The organism is Microbacterium sp. AG1240 (assembly GCF_003635115.1).
Classification (GTDB): domain Bacteria; phylum Actinomycetota; class Actinomycetes; order Actinomycetales; family Microbacteriaceae; genus Microbacterium.
The window spans coordinates 20,755-36,967 of the sequence record NZ_RBXJ01000004.1 but is presented as its reverse complement, the minus strand read 5'-3'; the positions used below and the strand labels follow the sequence as shown (position 1 = coordinate 36,967).

The following is a 16,213-nucleotide window of genomic DNA, read 5'->3' as shown; positions in this document are numbered from 1 at the left end:
GCCGGCCGGTCACGCAGATTCATCCTGAGTTCGGTCGAGAAGGGTGCGCGCAGCACCCGGGGCGCCGCGTCCGGGCCGCAGCACCCGGGGCGCCGCGTCCGGGGCGACCGGGCCCGGGGCGCAGCATCCGGGAGCAGCATCCGGGCGACCGGGTCAGCCCCGACGCCGGGCCCCCATCGCGGCCGCGAGCAGGTCGGCGAGCACGGTACCGCGCGAGCCAGCCTCCTCCGGATGCCACTGCACGCACCAGAGGGGAGCATCTTCGTGCTCGATCGCCTCGATCGTGCCGTCGTCGGCATGGGCGACGACCCGCAGACCCTCTCCCGGCCGGTTCACGGACTGATGGTGCGAGCTGCGGACCTCGAGCTCGGTCGCGCCCAGCAGGCGCGCCAAGACACTGTCGGCGTCGAGCTCGACACGGTGGTCGACCATGCTGTCGGCCGGGTCGGCAGCGTTCGAGTGCCCGCCGCCGTGCAGGTGCTGCACGAGGTCTCCCCCCAGCGCGACGTTCACCAGCTGCATGCCTCGGCAGATGCCGACGAGCGGCACCCGAGTCTCGACTGCTCGTCGCACGACGGCGATCTGCGCCCGGTCGGCGGCGGGAAACGTCTGACCCAGATGCGGCTCATCCGCACGACCCCCGTAGAACGACGGATCGACATCCTCCCCACCCGTTATGACCACCGCGTCCGCCGCGTCCAGCCGCCGGACCATCTCATCGACCGGCGTCTGCGCGGCCGGCACGCGGTCGACGTCGAAGCCGACCGCGTCGGCCGCGGCGATCACGCCCGCGGTGAGCTTCTGCAGCCGGTCTTCGAAAGCCGGGTCGACGCGCCCCCCGTCACCGACGTCGACGACGAGGAGGACAGGGCGGGGCGGACTCGTTCGGGCGTTCGCATCGGGCACGTCGACATTGTCACAGACCGGATGCCGGCGAGCCGCCTCGCTGTACGAGGATGGACGTATGCCTGTCCCCCATCGTCCGGGCCTCCGGGTCACGGAGGGTGTCACGATTCCCGAAGCCGAGCTGTCGTGGCGGTTCTCGCGGTCGTCGGGGCCCGGCGGACAGGGCGTCAACACGGCCGACTCCCGGGTCGAGCTCTCGTGGGACGCCGCCGGCTCGAGCGCTTTGTCGACCGTTCAGCGCGATCGGCTGCTCGAACGGCTGGGCGGTCGTCTGGTCGACGGAGTGCTCACGATCGCCGCGTCCGAACATCGCGCCCAGATTCGCAATCGGGATGCTGCGCGCGAACGCCTCGCCGAGATCGTCGCCGACGCCCTCCGCCCTCCGGCGCCGGCCCGACGTGCGACAAAACCGAGCCGCGGCGCGAAGGAGAGGCGGCTCAAGGCCAAGCAGCGGCGGACCGACGTGAAGCAGATGCGTCGACGACCGATCGACTGACCCGCGCCCCACCCGCATCAGCGGTCGAAGAGGCCCCCCAGATCGAACCCGCCCAGCTGATCGCCGAACCCGCTCACCTGCTCGCCGAGAGCCGATGTCGCATCTCCCGCGATCCCCTCGACCCCGCCGGCGATCCCCTCCACACCGCCGGCCAGGCCCTCCACATCGAGCGAACCGGCGAGGGCGTCGAAGTCGACGCCGAACCCTGCGGCCTGCGCGAGCAGCGGACCGGCGATGCCGCTGAGGATCGCGCCGCCGGCGACACCGGCGAGTATTCCTCCCGCCATTCCGAGACCGGCGCCGGCGAGCGCCCCACCGTGACCGCCGCCGCGGGATCCGCCACCGGCTCGGGCGAGGAGGCCGCGCAGCATCCCGGGTCGCGATGCCTCGGCGCGCGCCGCGGTTCGCGCGAGATCCGACGGATCGGACGAACGCGGGGCCTCGTGCGGCGGCAGCTCCGCCCGCATCCGGGTCTCGACGTGAGCACGCTGCTCGGGGCTGAGCCGCGCGAACGCATCGCGGTGGATCTGCTCGATCTGGTGCGGATCGGCGGTCTGGAGCAGGTAGTCGTAGCGGGCGATCGCCTGCCGGTCGGCGGCGCTCACCGAGCCCGCTCCCTTCGCGGCAGGAGGCGCGTAGCCGGCGGGCGGGGGCGGTGCGTACCGGTTCGACGACGGCGAGGCGTCATCACGTGCGCCGGGCTGGGCCTGACGCCCGTCACCGGTGAGCGAGTCCGCGGCCGATCGAACGATCGAACGCCAGTCGGATCCAGCGCCGGGGCTCGCGGTCTGCGACGATCCGTTCTTGTCCAGCGCCTTCGACGCGATGCCGATGAGACGTGAGAGCTTGCTCACGGGTCCTCCTGAGGGTCGGACCGGTGCGTCGGAGCGCCGAGCCACCTCGAACGCCCCGGCCACGGCCGGTCGGGCATTCAAGGTCTCCTCCACCCCGCGGGCGGGGCCGATGGATCCGGGATGCTGCGGCACATCCGTACTGACGAATCCGACGTGATGGGAGTACTCCCCTTGCGAGACCCACGTTAACCCGCTGCGGCTATGTCTGCGCTGACAGTTCGTCGCTCACGCGAGGTCGGGGTCGCGGCTCGCCGGGACGATCACCGCCCCGCGCCGGCACACCGGTCCCGTCACGGGGTTGGGCGAGGACTCTCGCGGCCTCCTCGGCGACCGATCACGAACCAGAGGAGGGGACCGAGCAACGGGAACGCGAGGATCACCAGAACCCATACCGCCTTCTCCAGCCCCGACGCCGTGCGATGGCGCGCGATGCTGATCGCCGCGAGGAGGAAGGGGATGAAGAAGACGACCGAGAGGATGATCAGATGCCATCCGGTGAGTCCGCTGAACATCCTTCGAGACTGTCACCGCTCGGCACGCCTGGCAAACGCGACACCGCGCGACCGTCACGGCGGGGGTCCGGGAGGTGGCCCGCCGAAGGCTCGGGGCGCACCGACGACCGGGGGACTTTCGTCCCCCGGTCGGGAGCCGCCCGCCCGTAGCGTCGAGGCACGAACGCGGAGCCTGGAGGGTGATTCCGATGAAGGACCTCGTTCTGGGAGTGGACGGAACCCGCGCATCCGCATCAGCGACGCAGTGGGTCGCCGAGAGGTGCGTGCGCGAGCCGTCTCGGGTGCGGATCGTGAACGTCATCGGAACCCTGACAGCCGACCGTCACGCGTCGCTGGAGCTGCTCGAGAGGGCCGAGCGCGTGCTTCGCGACAGGGTCCCCGGTCAGGCCGTCGAGCTGCTCCGAGCCGACGGTGCCGTCAGCCGCGCGCTCGCGAGATTGAGCGCCGGCGCCGACCTCCTCGTGATCGGCGTCGACCCCGATCATCCCGTGCGGGCAGCCATCGGAGGGTGGGTTCCGGTGCGCGTCGTCGCGCGCGCGAGCGTTCCGGTCTGCGTCGTCCCGGCCGGGTGGACGCAGACCGACGGAGACGTCGTGGTCGGTCTCGCAGACGACACCTCCTCCGCCGCCGCCCTCGACCTCGCCGCGCGCGAGGCGTCGGCGACGACGAAGAAACTGCACGTCGTGCACGCCTGGGCACTCCCGGGGGTGGTGGTGGAGTCCTCCGTGATCGAGGAGAGACCCGACCGCATCGTCGAGGAACACCGAGCGCTTCTGGATGCTGCGGTGAGGTCCCTGCAGCGACGGTTCACCGACGTCGACATCGAGAGCGACGTCGTGCGCTCCTCCCCCGTGAACGCCCTGCTCGGCCACGCGGAGCGGGCAGCTCTCATCGTCATCGGCACCCACCATCAGGGCGTTCTCGCCGGAGGTCTGACCGGGGCCGTCGCTCAGGACCTCCTGTGGCGCGCCCGCTGCCCCGTGCTCATCGTTCCCGAAGCGACGCCGATCACCGATCGACTCGACGCCTGACTCCCGGCCGGATCCGCGTCGTGCTCCCCGCCGAGGAGAGCGGCGGCGGGACGACGCAGATCGGGTCGTCCAGTTCGCCCACCAGGTCCCACGCGACCGACCCGAGAAGCCACCCCGTGAGCAGTCCCCGTCGATGGGTGCCGATCACGACGAGCGAGCTGCGCGACGCCTGCGAGGTGAGGGCTGCTGCGGGGTTGTCCCGCACGAGCGCGGCTTCGGCCACGAGACCCGGGTGCTCGTGCGTCAGTGCGGCGACGGCTCCGTCGACGATCGCCCGATGCACGTCGTGCGCTTCCCGCGCGGCGGATCCTCCTCCGGCCGGCGCGGACGGCAGCGGGGAGGTCATCAACCAGGAATGCACGATCCGCAGCGGTTGTGCCTGCGCGAGCGCTTCGACGGCCGCGAAGCGAAGCGCGGCAGCGGAGGAACCGTCCGCCGCCAACCCCACCGTCACCGGCGCGTCGCGCGGCGCCCATCCCGCCGGCACGAGCACGACGGGAACCGCGGAGAGGGCGGTCAGGCGCAGCGGAATCGCGCCGGCGAACATCGACCGTGCGCGCGCGTTCGTGTGCATGCCCACCACGAGCAGCTCCGCACCCTCCGCCGAGCGCGACAGCGTGCCCGGCATCCGTCCGTCGACGATGTCGATGTCGACCGCGGCATCCGGTACCCGCGCCCGCAATCGCTCCGACGCCTCCTGCGCGAAACGTTCGAGCACCGGTCTCTCCGCGTGGAACATGTTCGCCACGACGACCAGCACGACGCCCGCCGGACGCGCCGATACCCGTTCGGCCACCCAGTCGAGCGCCGAATCGGCGGCGGCGCTGCCGTCGAACCCGAGAACGATGTGCCCCATCTCGAACCCCCCGCTTGTCACTGCGACGGTAGGCCGTGGGCGAAATGAGGAGCGGGCCGAAGGTCCCCCGTCGACCTACCGGGTGTCGTCGTATTCGACGCGCAGGAGGGCCGCCTGCGTGCGCGATCCCACGCCCAGCTTGCTGAGGAGAGACGACACGTAGTTCTTCACCGTCTTCTCCGCCAGGCCGAGTCGTTCGCCGATCTGCCGATTCGTCAAGCCGTCCGCGATGAGCGCGAGCACCTGTCGCTCGCGCAACCCGAGCGACCCCATGCGGGGATCGTCGTGAGGCTGGTCGCGCATCTGAGCGGAAGCGCGCTGCGAAGCGACCGCGCTCAACAGGATCTTGCCGCCTGCCACGGCGCGGATGTCGTCGAGGAGCGTCTTCGCGCCGACGCTCTTCAGGAGGTACCCCGCGGCGCCTGCGAGCACCGCGTCGAAAGTGGCGTCGTCGTCATCGTGGGCGGTGAGCATCAGGCACGCGAGCCCGGGCATCGTCGATCGCAGGTCCCGGCACAGATCGACCCCGCTGCCATCGGGCAGCCTCACATCGAGCACGGCGACATCGGGGGCGGCTGCCGGGATCCGAGCGGCCGCTTGCCGAACCGTTCCCGCCTCTCCCACCACCTCCATGTCTCGCGCGCTCTCCACCAGGTCCACCACACCGCGTCGCACGATCTCGTGATCGTCGACGACGAACACGCGGATCACGGAGCCGGCTCGCCTTCGGAGCCGATGAGCGCCGACCAGTGCGCGCGCGTTCCGGTAGGTCCGCTCAGCATCTGCAGCGTCCCCCCGTGAGCGGCAGCGCGATCCTGGAGGTTCTTCAGCCCGCTGCGACGGCCGGTGGCCCCCATCCCGTTGCCGTCATCGACCACGACGAGGGAGAGGGCGTCGTCGCCGACGGTCACCTCCAGCGAGATGTTGTCGGCATCGCCGTGCCGGATGCTGTTGGAGAGCAGTTCCGTGACCGCGGCGACGAGGTCATCGGCGAGCTGACCTCCGACGATGTGGTCGACCGGCCCGCCGAACCGTATCGACGGGGTGCGCAGCAGCGTGCCGGAGGCTGCGGCGACGCTGTCGATGATGCGGTGGCGAACCGACGTGGCGTCTTTCGACGACAGCGCGAAGACGATCGTGCGGATCTGCGAGATCGCGAGGTCGACGTGGTCCGTCGCCTCCTGTATCTGATGGCGGCGAGGACCCTCAGGCAGCGCGGCGGCGACCGACAGCAGGGTCATCTCCGCACCGAACAGCTGCTGGATGACGTGGTCGTGAAGATCGCGAGCGATGCGCGCGCGGTCTTCCGCGAGGATGGTGCGCTGCTGTTCGGCGCGGGCGTCTGCGAGCTCCAGGGCGATACTCGCCTGCGAGGCGAGATTGGCGAGCACCTCCGCGTCCACCTCGGAGAACGCCTTCTCACCGGGAGACCGGGAGACGATGATCGCGCCCCACGAGCGGAGGCGAGAGCGCAGCGGCACCGCCATCGACGATCCCACGGCGTCCGTCTCGTTCACCCGCAGAGGATCGTCGCCCTTCCCCTCGGACGCGCGCACCACCACCCGCTCGTCGTCAACGAGAGCGGGCGCAGCGAACGTCCGCGCCGTCTGCACGCGGGGGTGGATCGTGATCTCGTCGGGGCCGCGCCAGGCGGCCACTCGTGCCTCCCCTTCCGACTCCGTCGCCGTCACGATGGCGACCACCGCAGCGCGCGAGACATCGCGGACTCGCCCCGCGATGAGGTCGAATGCACCGTGCGGGGGCGTGCTCAACAGGGCGGACGAGAGCTGGGATGCGGCAGCCATCCACCGCTCCCGCAGTCGAGCTTCCTCGAAGAGCCGGGCATTCTGGATGGCGAACCCCGCGGTCGTCGCCAGGGCGTCCAACAGCTCCTCGTCCTCCGCGGAGAACACACCGCCGCGACGGTTCGTGAGGTAGAGGTTTCCGAAGACCTCCTCTCGGACCCGCACGGGGACGCCCAGGAAGGAATCCATCGGCGGGTGGTGAGGGGGAAAGCCGACCGCACGGGCGTCGTCGCCGATGTGCGGCATCCTGATGGGTCGCGGATCGGCGAGGAGAGCACCGAGCACGCCGCGTCCCCTCGGCAGATGCCCGATGAGCGACGCAGCATCCTCGTCCACCCCGACGTGGATGAACTCATCCAGCGACCTGCCGTCCGGCGAGACGACGCCGATCGCTCCGTACTCGGCGTCGACCAGTTGCACGGCAGCCTCGACGACCCTGGTGAGCACCGTGGGGAGATCGATGTCGCCGACGACCGTCTGCACGGCGTGCAGCAGCGCGCGAAGGCGACTCTGCGTCGTCATGACCCGCTCCGCCGTCGTCATCAGCACGGCGATCGCTCGGTCCAACTCCCCACGGGGTTCATCGGGAAACGAAAGCGGTAGAACGCTGTGCATCTCACCCCCCTCATCTGCGCTCAATCTAAGGTCCCTCGCCCGCGACCGCTAGGGGGACGACCTCGCCCGAGCGAGGGGACCTTCGGCCCTGACGTATCCCCCCGGGCTCCGGTGCGATGGAGAGCACACAGAGGAGTTCCGATGCCTACCACCCCTTCCCCGCCATCCTCGAGCCCTGAGAGCACCGCACCGCTGATCGCAGCGCTGTCGGCGGCCGAATGCTGGGAACTGATCGAGCAGGGTGAGATGGGCCGGATCGCTCTGGTCGACCCCGCGGGCGACCCCGAAGTGTTCCCGGTGAACTATTTGAGCCGCAAACGCATCGTCTACATCCGCACCGCTAACGACAGCAAGCTGCGCCACATCCGTTCCCATCCCGCCGTGGCCCTGGAAATCGACGGGGCAGACGGCGCACTCCGCTGGAGCGTGCTCCTGCGCGGAACAGCCCAGCAGGTGACGACGGAGGAGGAGCTGCGCGAGAGCGGCGCCGCGTCGTTGCGGACGGCGACTCCGACGCACAAGCGCTACGTCATCCGTGTCGAACCGACCGCTGTGAGCGGACGGAGGTTTCGCGAATCGGATCGCACGGCGCTCGACGCGCCCGGCCCGCGGGGTGCTCGCCCCCGCCCGCCGGAGCCGACACGGCCTCACCCCATCCCGCACCTGCCGCCGTTCTCGCGATGAGCGTCACCTGATCACCGCAGTGACGGTGGCGGGTGCCGCGAGCATCTCCTGGCTGGTGGACCCGAGAAGGAAGCGCGCGAACGCCCCGCGCCCGTGCGTTCCGACCGCCACGAGCCGCGTGTGCACAGCGAAACGGTTCAAGACGTCGGCGGGGTCACCGCGTTCGACGACGCGCACGACGCGGAGGTCGGGGTAGTCCTCGGGGATTCCGGCGAGAGAGATGGCTTGCGCCTCCTCGGCCAGCGCCTGGAGGTTGTCGAAGTATCCGGCGGGGTACCCGTCGAACTCCACGCTCAGCGGAACCGGCGCCCATGTCGTGACCACGGTGAGCGTCTGTCCGTCGCGGTCCGCCTCGGCTGCGCCGAACGCGATGGCCGCTTCCGACAGCGCGGAGCCATCCGCCCCGACGACGATGCCCTCTCGTTGCGCGAGGTCGATATCAGGAACGACGATGACCGGGCAGTGGGCGCCGGCCGCGATGCGCACCCCGTGGGGCCCGCGCCGCACACCGCTCCCCGGCCCCCGGTAGTCGCTCCCGATCACGAGGAGACGGGCTGAGACGGATGCTTCCAGGAGACGCTCGACGGGCCTCCCCTGGTACACGAGCGCCGTCACCGTGATACCGCGCGCGCGGGCTTCGTGCGTGTAGCGCTCCAACCGCGCGCCCGCCTCCGCCATGGCCCTCTCGAGCACTTCGCCCTCACCGATGACACCGAGAGGGCCGCCCACCACCGTCACGAGATGAAGCACGCTGCCGCTCCTCGTGGCCCGCTCGATCGCCCACGAGACTGCTCGCCGCACCGCGTCGCCGTCATCGACGCGGTCGGACACACCGACCACGATCTTGCCGTTCACGGGGCCACCCGTCCGAACGACGGCGTCATCTCGGACGAACCCGAAAGGACGTCGGGGTGGGTCGCGGCGGTGTCGGCGGCGATATCGATGGGTTCCGTCGGAGGGAGGGCGAGATCCGCCGGACCGATGGGTGCCGGACTCGTGAAGCTGAGTCGATCCACGTCGTTACTCCTGTCGTCTCGTCGTGCGGGAAGGATCCCCCGCACCGATCGTCGCGCCGACGACGACTCGTTCCCGGGCCGAAAGTCCCGCGGTCCGCGAGCTCGGCCCGCCCAGAGCGCGGAGGGCGTAGAGGATGGTGGCCACGTCGACGAGTTCCTGGATGAGCGCCCCCGCCACCGCGGGGATGGCGCCGGAGGTCGCGATGATCATGAGAGCCGTGCTCAGCCCGATCCCGATCCAGATCGCCGTGACGGCGACCCGCAGGGTGTGGCGACCGATCGCGACCGCCTCCGCGACCTTCGTCAGCGAGTCCACCAGCACCACGACGTCGGCGGCGTCACCGGCGGCTGTCGCGCCGCGCGCCCCCATGGCGACTCCGATGTCGGCGGCGGCCAGCACCGGCGCATCGTTTATTCCGTCGCCCACCATCATCAGCGGGCGTGGAACCATCCCCGCGGCGTACACCACCTTCTGGCCGGGGAGCAGGTCGGAGTGCACGACGTCGATCCCCACCCGACGCGCGATCGCTGCAGCCGTGGATGGTCCGTCACCGGTGAGCATGACGATGTTCTCCACCCCGTGCTCGCGCAGCCACCGAACCACCTCCGCCGATTCGGGGCGCGCAGGATCGGCGAGCACGAGCACTCCGGCGAAGCATCCGTCGACCGCGACGTACGCAGCCGCCTCCCCGCCGTGAAGGGTGATGGGCACTGTCTCGGGCGCGACGCCCGCCACGAAGCCGGGCTTGCCGACGACGACCTCCCGTCCGCCGATCATCGCCGTCACACCCAGGGTGGCCACTTCTTCGGCACGATCGGCAGCACGCAGTGTCAGCCCCCGGTCGACGGCCTCGCGGCGGATCGTGTCGGCGAAGACGTGCGTGGAGTACTGCTCCGCCGAGGCGGCGAGACGGAGCAGCTCATCGGCGTCGAACGGCCACGCGGGCCGCACCTCCGTCAACCGGGGGCGACCCTGCGTCAGCGTGCCCGTCTTGTCGAAAGCGGCAGATCGCACCCGGGCCAGCTGCTCGATGACTCCGCCGCCTTTCACGATGACCCCCGTCTTCGCGGATCGCGACAACCCGCCGAGGAAGGCCACCGGGGCGGCGATCAGCAGCGGGCACGGCGTCGCCAGAACCAGCACCTCGGCGAACCGCTCCGGAAGTCCGGAGACGATCCACGCTCCGCCCGCCAGGACGAGGGCCACCGCCGTGAATGGAATGGCGAATCGGTCTGCGAGGCGCACCACCGGCGCCCGCGAGGACTGCGCGCTCTCCACGAGAGCGACGATCTGCTGGTACTGGCTCCGCTCGCTCGTCCGCTCGGCGTGCACACGCACGGCCCCGCTTCCGTTGACGACGCCCGACAGCACGTGGTCCCCTCTGACCCGCGCGACGGGAAGGCTTTCGCCGGTCAAGGATGATTCGTCGAAAGTGCCGTCGGAGCTGAGCAGGACACCGTCCACCGGAACGATCTCGGACGGCCGGATGAGCAGGATGTCGCCGACCCGCACGTCGGCGACCGCCACCTCCCGCGTTTCGGCAGAGCCCGCATCATCCGGTCGTACCAACACGTGAGCACGACGCGGAGAGCGGTCGAGCAGAGAGGTCAGATCGCGCTTCGCCCGCCGGGTGGCGTACTGCTCGAGAGCCTGCCCACCCGAGAGCATGAGCACCACGATCAACGACGCGACGTACTCCCCCACGGCCAGGGTCGACACCATCGCGACGACGGCGAGCAGGTCCAACCCCACGTGCCCGGCGAGGACATCTCGCACCATGCCCACGAGCGTCCATGCGATGAAAGCGCCCACCCACGCCGTGGCGCTCCAGCGCGCGATGTCGTCCCTCCCGATCACCGTTAGGACGAGCACACCGCCGAGCACGACGGCGGTGCCGGCCAGCGTCGGGAGGAGGATGCGTGCGGGCCGGGTCACGGCGCGTGCGCCAGTGAGAGCACCTCATCGCGGTCGAGGCCGTCCACCTCGAAGGCCACCGAGCGGCGGATCGTCAGCTCCCGCGGCTTCGTGCCCGGCGAGGTGCGCAAGACGATCGCTCGCTCGACGAGGACGTGGTCGATCGGATAGAGCGGGCGAGTGGCACCCGGTTCATCGACGTCGCGAGCCGTCATCGTTCCCCCGCTCGCCGAGCACCCGGTTGCTCTTCCTCGTCACCCCACCCTCGCGCGCCGCGCTCCGCCTGCATAGGGTCCTAGGTCCCGCCGTCGTGCTGACGAGCCGTGAAAAACCGGCGCGAGGCCGCGCGGCCGAACTCGAGGGGCGATCGCGATCGGCCCCCCGATCGAATGATCACGATCGCCCCTCGTCACCACGCAGGTGTGGTGGAAGAGACGAGTCCCACAACTTGCCTCGCCGTCATACTTCTGCGCTGCGAGCGCGACCCACGGGACCAAAGTCCCGCGGTACATGACTCGCATCGATACCGTGGTCGCCGCCGGCAGTACGTATATGCGGACGATGGAGAACTGTTCGACTCGCGCGAGTGACTTCCACATCCAGGGCTCGCAGTCCGCCGTGCACAGCACGACCGGTGTCGGTCCGACCGGCCCCCGCGGGGGCCGAAGGACACTGTCTTGAGCCCGCGGGGAGACTCCGTCGAGCTGATCATCCCGTTCGCATCCTTCGTCGATCCCGCCACCTCGTACGTGTACCACTGCCACCTGCTCTGGCACGAAGATCAGGGAACGATGGCCCGGTACGTTCTCACCGATCGCGAACATGCGAGCGGGCCTGCTCACGGCGGGGCCGGACAGCACGACTGAGCGTGCCGACTCTTCCGACCCCGTGCATTCGCACGCGAACGCGCCTAGGGTGCCTTAATGATGAAAATTCGACGTCGAGTCCTTGCCGGCATCCCGGCGACTGCCCTTGCGATCGGAATTCTCGCGTTCGCCGCCCCCGCGCCGGCGCAGGCCGCGCAGCAGGTTTCGTATTACAGCAGCTGGAACACCTGCTCGCTCAGGATGGACCGCCTCGCGCAGCAGGGCTACACGATCGTCCAGGGCTGCACGCCGGACTCGTATCAGAACGGCACCCCCGTGCGGTGGAGGCTCATCTACCAGTAGGTCTCCGGTCGAGGTCTCGCCGCCGGCCCGGCCTCAGGCCCGCCCGACACAGGGAAGGCCTCTGCGATCCGCGGGGGCCTTCCGTGTTCTCCCGCCTCGGCGAACTATCCGCCCGCGTCCCGTTCACGCAGTCCCGAATCGCTCGCGCGCCCTGCACTGCCTCCGCACGGAGCATGCGGCGAGTGGACCCGCAGCGCTCCGCGGCCAAACGAAAAGGGCCGGCCTCTCGGCCGACCCTTTTCACGTTCCGTCGGGATGACAGGATTTGAACCTGCGACCCCTTGACCCCCAGTCAAGTGCGCTACCAAGCTGCGCCACATCCCGGAACTGCCCGCACGCGGACAACTCCACTATCCTACCCGGTCCACAACCCTGCCGCGAACGCGGCGCACCCCGTCGCCCTCGAGCGCCACGACAACCGCCGTCGACACCACAGCTGCGACGACGAACTCGCCCGCGGAAGAGGGCCTGCAGCCGCGGCAACGCGGACGGCAGCGACCGCCACCACCGATACCCATCTCGGCATCTGACGGCGCAGCGGCACCGCGGCGCGGCACGGCAGACCCGCCAGGCGCTCGCCCGCGGCGAGCGCATGCGCGATCGGCGCGGGGACGTATCGCCCGCCTACGATGGAGCGAACCCGGAGGACACCATGCGCGAGCAACGAACGGCGACGCTGCCGACGTGGACGTGGGGCTTCGCGCCCTACGCGGTGCTGTCAGTCATCCACGTCGTCGCGCTCGGACTCGGAGCCGACGCCCTGGCCGGTCCGACCAAGCTCCTCCTCATGCCGGCGCTGGCGATCGCGGTCCTGTGGGCCGGCCGAGGCACGGCATGGGGCACGCCGTTCTCGCTGCTCTTCGTCGCGATCGCGCTGTCGTGGCTCGGAGACGGCGCGGCCACGTTCTTCCCCTTCGCACCAGAGTTGCCGGTGATGCTCGGATGCTTCGGACTCGCCCACCTGGCCTACATCTGGCTCTTCGCGCGCGTGCTCCCGACCCGTCCGCTCCCCGCGTGGACGATCGTCTACGCCCTGTGGTGGGGCGTCTTGCTCGCGGTGCTCTGGCCGCACCTCGGAGCACTGACCGTGGCCGTCGCGATCTATGGAGTGGTGCTCGCGGGAACGGCCGCCACCGCTGCCCGCACCAACCGGATCATCACGATCGGGGCGGCGTTCTTCCTCGCCTCCGACACGCTGCTCGCGTTCCGCCTCTTCACCCCCGAGGCGATGCCGACGATGACGAGCCCGCTGGTGATGCTCACATACACCGTCGGCCAGGGCCTGATCGCAGGGGGCGTCGTGACCGCCGTCCGGCTGCGAGAGCGGACGGCCGCCCGATGACGGCGTCATCCGCGCGCGTCGACGCCTGGTTGTGGGCGGTGCGCGTCTACAAGACACGGTCGCTGGCCACGGCCGCGTGCCGCGCCGGCCACGTGCGCGTCAACGGCGAGAAGGCGAAGGCCGCGCAGCAGGTGCGTCCCGGAGACGAGCTGCGCGTGCGGGTCGCCGGGTTCGACCGCATCCTGGTCGTGCGCGAGACGATCGTGAAGCGGGTCGGCGCCGTGCAGGCCGCGGCCGCCGCGGAAGACCGCACTCCCCCGCCCCCGCCGCGCGAGAGCACGCCCTTCGTGCCGGTGCGCGACCGGGGAGCGGGTCGCCCCACCAAACGCGATCGGCGCGACATCGAGAAGCTCCGCGGGCGCGACCTCGAGCACTGAAACCCGCCTCGTTCGCTCCTCCTCCCGGGCGGCGACCACGGGAGTTATTCACCGGTTCGTCACTTCCCTCATCCAATGTCGTACCTATGTTCGATAATGTATGCATGAGCTTCTTCGAAGAAATCCACCGGCACCTCGGTGTGCTGCGCGATGTCGTCGGCGAGGTCGATGCCGGCGCACTGCCGACAACGGTCGCCGAGGCGCGCGACGCCGACGTGATGCGGGTGATCCGTGAATCGACGAGGGTCATAGAGGCGCTCGCCTCGCTGCGCATCGCTGCCTCAGGCGTGCTCGCCGCGCGGTCGCGGCGCGAGCAGGGCCACGATGGCGCGGCAGCCGGCGAAGGCCACCGCAGCGCAGTGAGTCTGGTGCAGGAGATCGCCGGCACGACCCGCACCGAGGCCGCCAAACAGGTGCGATTGGGCGAGTCGCTGCTCGACGGCGCGAACCTGCTCGGCGGGGCACGAGCACCGTCGGCCGACGATGAAGCGGATGCGGCGGACGCGGTGGACGCCGGCGACGACGCGGGCACGGGCACGGCGAGTCGAGTGCGCGAACCGTGGCACGCGTCGCTCGGGCGCGCACAGTTGGCCGGAACGCTGAGTGCGGCGCAGCACCACGCCATCCTCCACGGTCTCGGCGATCCCCCTGCCCCTGGCGACGACGCCGTCGACGCAGAATTCGCCGAGGCGTGGTCGTTGGCCGCATCACAACTGACGGAAGAGGCCGCCCACCGCACCGTCGAAGAGCTCGCGGCGGCGGCGCGCACCATCCGTGATCGACTCGACCCCGTCGGAGCGGAGCAGCGGTTCGCCGCGCGGTTCGACGGTCGCTCGTTCCGGATGTGGAAAGACACCCGCGGTGTCTCGCACGGGCACCTCATCTTCGACGATGAGTCCGCCGCCTTCCTGCGGAGCGTGTTCGACTCCGCGCTCCGGCCCCGCCGCGGCGGGCCCCGCTTCGTCGCCGACGACGAGAAGGCCGCCGCCGCCGAGCTGCGCGACGACCCGCGCACCAACACGCAGCTCGAGTTCGACCTGCTCCTCGACATCCTGCGCGCGGGCGTCCTCGCCGATGCGAAAGCCGTGCACGGCACCCGCCAAGCCGGGGTGCGCATCGTCGTCACCGACCACGCGTGGCAGACGAGTCACGACGGAACCCCCGCGGTCGCACACCTCGAAGACGGGTTGGCGGCACTCCCCGCGTGGGTCGCCGCACAACGCGCCTGCGACGGCGGCACCCGCACCGTCTGGGTCGACGGCGCCGGCGAGCCCCTCCGCCTCGGCCGCGAACAGCGACTCTTCAGCGCCGGGCAACGCCTCACGCTGGCCCTTCGCGATGGCGGCTGCCGCTGGCGGGGGTGCGACCGGCCCGCCTCGATGTGCGAGGCCCACCACATCGATCCCTACTCCGAGGGCGGCCGAACCGACACCGATCGCGGCATCCTGCTCTGCCGGTTCCACCACATGCACCTCCACCACCACCGGTGGCGCATCACCCGCGAGGGCCACGGCGACTTCGTGCTGCACCCGCCACCCGGAAAGGGCGCGCCCATCGTCCTCACCCCACGGCTCGCCCTCACTTATGCATGGGCCGACATCCCCCCACCACTCCCCCGGTTCCGCACATCACCGGGGGCGGCAGCCCGACGAACTAGGCCAGCAGGTCGAGCAGCCATCCCGCGCCGTGAACCGTTGCACCGAGAGAGCGCACGCGATCGGCGAGCGCACGATCGCTCGTGACCACGATCGCGGCCGACGGTTCGGCGAGCGCCGCGGTCTGCGCCACGATCTCGTCGTCTCCGGATGCTTCGGCACGAGCGATCACGACGCCCTCGGGCGCAGCATCCACCGTCTTCGCCTGCCTCTCGACGACCGCGACGATCGGCGCGAACCAGCCCGTCGCCCCCAGGCCCAGAGCCGACGCGGGCACGCCCGACGCCGCCAGAGCGCCCAGCCGCTGGATGAGCCTGTCGGCGGCACCGGCCCGATCGCGCCACCACCCATCGGGTACCGAACCCATGACGTTCGCGACATCCACGACGATCGTCGGACGCACCTCCAGCAGGGGGCGCAGGAGTCTCCACGCGTCGGCGAACGAGGGATGCAGCGGACGCCGATCGACCTCTTCGACCGGGATCCACGCGAGCGCCCGACTCTCGGGATCGCTGATCACCGGCTCGAACGGCACCACCACATCGCCGACGAGGGTCGTGTAACTCCAGACGCCGAGGTCGAAGACGTTCACGAACCGCGGCGCGACCGACCCGGCCGGAACGCCGGCTTCCTCCGCCGATTCGCGCAGGGCGGCATCGTGGGCCGACTCGCCCTGATGACGCGCACCGCCGGGAAGCGCCCAGGTGTCGCCGTGATGGCTCCACGACACGCGATGCTGCAGCAGCACCCCGCGCTCCGGGTCGAGGGCGAGGAGCCCCGCGGCACCGAACCGCCCCCAGTAGCGCTCGCCCTCGGGCGTCTCGACCCACGCATCTCCGGGATCGCGTGGCCCGTGCGGGCGACGCGGCTCACCGGGAGCGGGCGGCACGATCGTCATCGCACCAGCCTGTCACAACACCCGCACGCCGAAACGGCACCGTCTCGACGAAAACGCCCCGAATTCGGGGAGCTCGACGAGA

At 70.6% G+C, this 16,213-nt stretch carries 18 protein-coding genes, 1 tRNA gene and 1 pseudogene; 8 read left to right on the top strand and 12 right to left on the bottom strand.

What is annotated here, in order from left to right:
- Positions 1-153: 153 nt before the first annotated feature.
- Positions 154-906: a gamma-glutamyl-gamma-aminobutyrate hydrolase family protein gene (locus tag DEU34_RS15015; RefSeq protein WP_121151688.1), complete on the bottom strand. Its 753-nt coding sequence runs from the start codon at positions 904-906 to the stop codon at positions 154-156.
- 58 nt (positions 907-964) lie between these two features.
- Between DEU34_RS15015 and arfB the strand changes: the two genes are divergently transcribed.
- A complete protein-coding gene (gene arfB / locus DEU34_RS15010) occupies positions 965-1,402 on the top strand; it encodes an alternative ribosome rescue aminoacyl-tRNA hydrolase ArfB (RefSeq protein WP_121151686.1) in 438 nt (145 codons plus the stop codon).
- Between the two features lie 17 nt (positions 1,403-1,419).
- Here arfB and DEU34_RS15005 read toward each other — a convergent pair whose 3' ends face one another.
- Both DEU34_RS15005 and DEU34_RS15000 read right to left on the bottom strand, forming a co-directional pair.
- Positions 1,420-2,256: a cation-transporting ATPase gene (locus DEU34_RS15005; RefSeq protein WP_121151684.1), complete on the bottom strand. Its 837-nt coding sequence runs from the start codon at positions 2,254-2,256 to the stop codon at positions 1,420-1,422.
- A 290-nt stretch (positions 2,257-2,546) separates the two neighbouring features.
- Entirely contained in the window at positions 2,547-2,768 is a 222-nt protein-coding gene (locus DEU34_RS15000; RefSeq protein ID WP_121151682.1) for a PLDc N-terminal domain-containing protein, read from the bottom strand.
- 188 nt (positions 2,769-2,956) lie between these two features.
- Here DEU34_RS15000 and DEU34_RS14995 point away from each other — a divergent pair, with 188 nt between their 5' ends.
- The gene (locus DEU34_RS14995) at positions 2,957-3,799 is read left to right on the top strand and encodes a universal stress protein (RefSeq protein WP_121151680.1); all 843 of its coding nucleotides are present in this window, start codon (positions 2,957-2,959) and stop codon (positions 3,797-3,799) included.
- Here the strand turns inward: DEU34_RS14995 and DEU34_RS14990 are convergent.
- The 3 genes from DEU34_RS14990 to DEU34_RS14980 form a co-directional block, all read right to left on the bottom strand.
- Positions 3,777-4,655 (bottom strand): universal stress protein, encoded by an 879-nt coding sequence (locus DEU34_RS14990; protein WP_121151678.1) that lies wholly within the window; start codon positions 4,653-4,655, stop codon positions 3,777-3,779. The genes DEU34_RS14995 and DEU34_RS14990 overlap by 23 nt on opposite strands.
- 75 nt (positions 4,656-4,730) lie before the next feature.
- Positions 4,731-5,366: a response regulator transcription factor gene (locus DEU34_RS14985; RefSeq protein ID WP_121151676.1), complete on the bottom strand. Its 636-nt coding sequence runs from the start codon at positions 5,364-5,366 to the stop codon at positions 4,731-4,733.
- The gene (locus tag DEU34_RS14980) at positions 5,363-6,982 is read right to left on the bottom strand and encodes a GAF domain-containing protein (protein WP_183042517.1); all 1,620 of its coding nucleotides are present in this window, start codon (positions 6,980-6,982) and stop codon (positions 5,363-5,365) included. The genes DEU34_RS14985 and DEU34_RS14980 overlap by 4 nt, the downstream gene beginning before the upstream one ends.
- 234 nt (positions 6,983-7,216) lie before the next feature.
- Between DEU34_RS14980 and DEU34_RS14975 the strand changes: the two genes are divergently transcribed.
- Positions 7,217-7,759: a pyridoxamine 5'-phosphate oxidase family protein gene (locus tag DEU34_RS14975; protein ID WP_121151672.1), complete on the top strand. Its 543-nt coding sequence runs from the start codon at positions 7,217-7,219 to the stop codon at positions 7,757-7,759.
- Positions 7,760-7,762: 3 nt separating this feature from the next.
- Here DEU34_RS14975 and DEU34_RS14970 read toward each other — a convergent pair whose 3' ends face one another.
- From DEU34_RS14970 to DEU34_RS14960, 4 genes are read right to left on the bottom strand one after another with little or no spacing between them, the layout of a single operon-like run.
- Complete coding sequence (locus DEU34_RS14970) at positions 7,763-8,614, bottom strand: universal stress protein (protein WP_121151670.1); 852 nt, start codon at positions 8,612-8,614, stop codon at positions 7,763-7,765.
- The gene (locus DEU34_RS16350) at positions 8,611-8,775 is read right to left on the bottom strand and encodes a hypothetical protein (protein ID WP_183042516.1); all 165 of its coding nucleotides are present in this window, start codon (positions 8,773-8,775) and stop codon (positions 8,611-8,613) included. Before DEU34_RS16350 ends, DEU34_RS14970 begins: the two co-directional genes overlap by 4 nt.
- A gap of 4 nt (positions 8,776-8,779) precedes the next feature.
- Complete coding sequence (locus DEU34_RS14965) at positions 8,780-10,711, bottom strand: heavy metal translocating P-type ATPase (protein WP_259460192.1); 1,932 nt, start codon at positions 10,709-10,711, stop codon at positions 8,780-8,782.
- Positions 10,708-10,905 carry a hypothetical protein gene (locus DEU34_RS14960; RefSeq protein WP_121151668.1) on the bottom strand — a complete coding sequence of 66 codons (198 nt, stop codon included), beginning with the start codon at positions 10,903-10,905 and terminating at the stop codon, positions 10,708-10,710. Before DEU34_RS14960 ends, DEU34_RS14965 begins: the two co-directional genes overlap by 4 nt.
- A gap of 456 nt (positions 10,906-11,361) precedes the next feature.
- On the opposite strand from DEU34_RS14960, the pseudogene DEU34_RS14955 reads away from it, so the two are divergent.
- Together DEU34_RS14955 and DEU34_RS14950 are read left to right on the top strand one after the other, a co-directional pair.
- Positions 11,362-11,556: pseudogene (locus DEU34_RS14955) on the top strand (multicopper oxidase domain-containing protein); the annotation flags it as partial.
- A 57-nt stretch (positions 11,557-11,613) separates the two neighbouring features.
- Positions 11,614-11,859, top strand: coding sequence for a hypothetical protein (locus tag DEU34_RS14950; protein WP_121151664.1), 246 nt, complete (start codon positions 11,614-11,616; stop codon positions 11,857-11,859).
- Between the two features lie 250 nt (positions 11,860-12,109).
- Here the strand turns inward: DEU34_RS14950 and DEU34_RS14945 are convergent.
- Positions 12,110-12,183 (bottom strand) — tRNA-Pro (locus DEU34_RS14945).
- Between the two features lie 328 nt (positions 12,184-12,511).
- Between DEU34_RS14945 and DEU34_RS14940 the strand changes: the two genes are divergently transcribed.
- The 3 genes from DEU34_RS14940 to DEU34_RS14930 all read left to right on the top strand — a co-directional run bounded on the left by DEU34_RS14940 (position 12,512) and on the right by DEU34_RS14930 (position 15,320).
- Entirely contained in the window at positions 12,512-13,201 is a 690-nt protein-coding gene (locus DEU34_RS14940) for a lysoplasmalogenase family protein (RefSeq protein ID WP_183042515.1), read from the top strand.
- On the top strand, positions 13,198-13,578 hold the full coding sequence (locus tag DEU34_RS14935; protein WP_121151660.1) for an RNA-binding S4 domain-containing protein: 381 nt from the start codon (positions 13,198-13,200) through the stop codon (positions 13,576-13,578). The genes DEU34_RS14940 and DEU34_RS14935 overlap by 4 nt, the downstream gene beginning before the upstream one ends.
- A 104-nt stretch (positions 13,579-13,682) precedes the next feature.
- The gene (locus DEU34_RS14930) at positions 13,683-15,320 is read left to right on the top strand and encodes an HNH endonuclease signature motif containing protein (RefSeq protein ID WP_121151658.1); all 1,638 of its coding nucleotides are present in this window, start codon (positions 13,683-13,685) and stop codon (positions 15,318-15,320) included.
- Here the strand turns inward: DEU34_RS14930 and DEU34_RS14925 are convergent.
- Complete coding sequence (locus tag DEU34_RS14925; RefSeq protein ID WP_121151656.1) at positions 15,232-16,131, bottom strand: NUDIX domain-containing protein; 900 nt, start codon at positions 16,129-16,131, stop codon at positions 15,232-15,234. The genes DEU34_RS14930 and DEU34_RS14925 overlap by 89 nt on opposite strands.
- Positions 16,132-16,213: the final 82 nt, after the last annotated feature.

Coding starts and splice junctions, on each gene's coding strand:
- DEU34_RS14980 (WP_183042517.1), bottom strand. CDS start 6,982: ATGACGACGCAGAGTCGCCTTCGCGCGCTGCTGCACGCCGTGCAGACG.
- DEU34_RS14975 (WP_121151672.1), top strand. CDS start 7,217: ATGCCTACCACCCCTTCCCCGCCATCCTCGAGCCCTGAGAGCACCGCA.
- DEU34_RS15000 (WP_121151682.1), bottom strand. CDS start 2,768: ATGTTCAGCGGACTCACCGGATGGCATCTGATCATCCTCTCGGTCGTC.
- DEU34_RS14950 (WP_121151664.1), top strand. CDS start 11,614: ATGATGAAAATTCGACGTCGAGTCCTTGCCGGCATCCCGGCGACTGCC.
- DEU34_RS14925 (WP_121151656.1), bottom strand. CDS start 16,131: ATGACGATCGTGCCGCCCGCTCCCGGTGAGCCGCGTCGCCCGCACGGG.
- DEU34_RS14960 (WP_121151668.1), bottom strand. CDS start 10,905: ATGACGGCTCGCGACGTCGATGAACCGGGTGCCACTCGCCCGCTCTAT.
- arfB (WP_121151686.1), top strand. CDS start 965: ATGCCTGTCCCCCATCGTCCGGGCCTCCGGGTCACGGAGGGTGTCACG.
- DEU34_RS14935 (WP_121151660.1), top strand. CDS start 13,198: ATGACGGCGTCATCCGCGCGCGTCGACGCCTGGTTGTGGGCGGTGCGC.
- DEU34_RS14940 (WP_183042515.1), top strand. CDS start 12,512: ATGCGCGAGCAACGAACGGCGACGCTGCCGACGTGGACGTGGGGCTTC.
- DEU34_RS14930 (WP_121151658.1), top strand. CDS start 13,683: ATGAGCTTCTTCGAAGAAATCCACCGGCACCTCGGTGTGCTGCGCGAT.
- DEU34_RS14990 (WP_121151678.1), bottom strand. CDS start 4,655: ATGGGGCACATCGTTCTCGGGTTCGACGGCAGCGCCGCCGCCGATTCG.
- DEU34_RS14995 (WP_121151680.1), top strand. CDS start 2,957: ATGAAGGACCTCGTTCTGGGAGTGGACGGAACCCGCGCATCCGCATCA.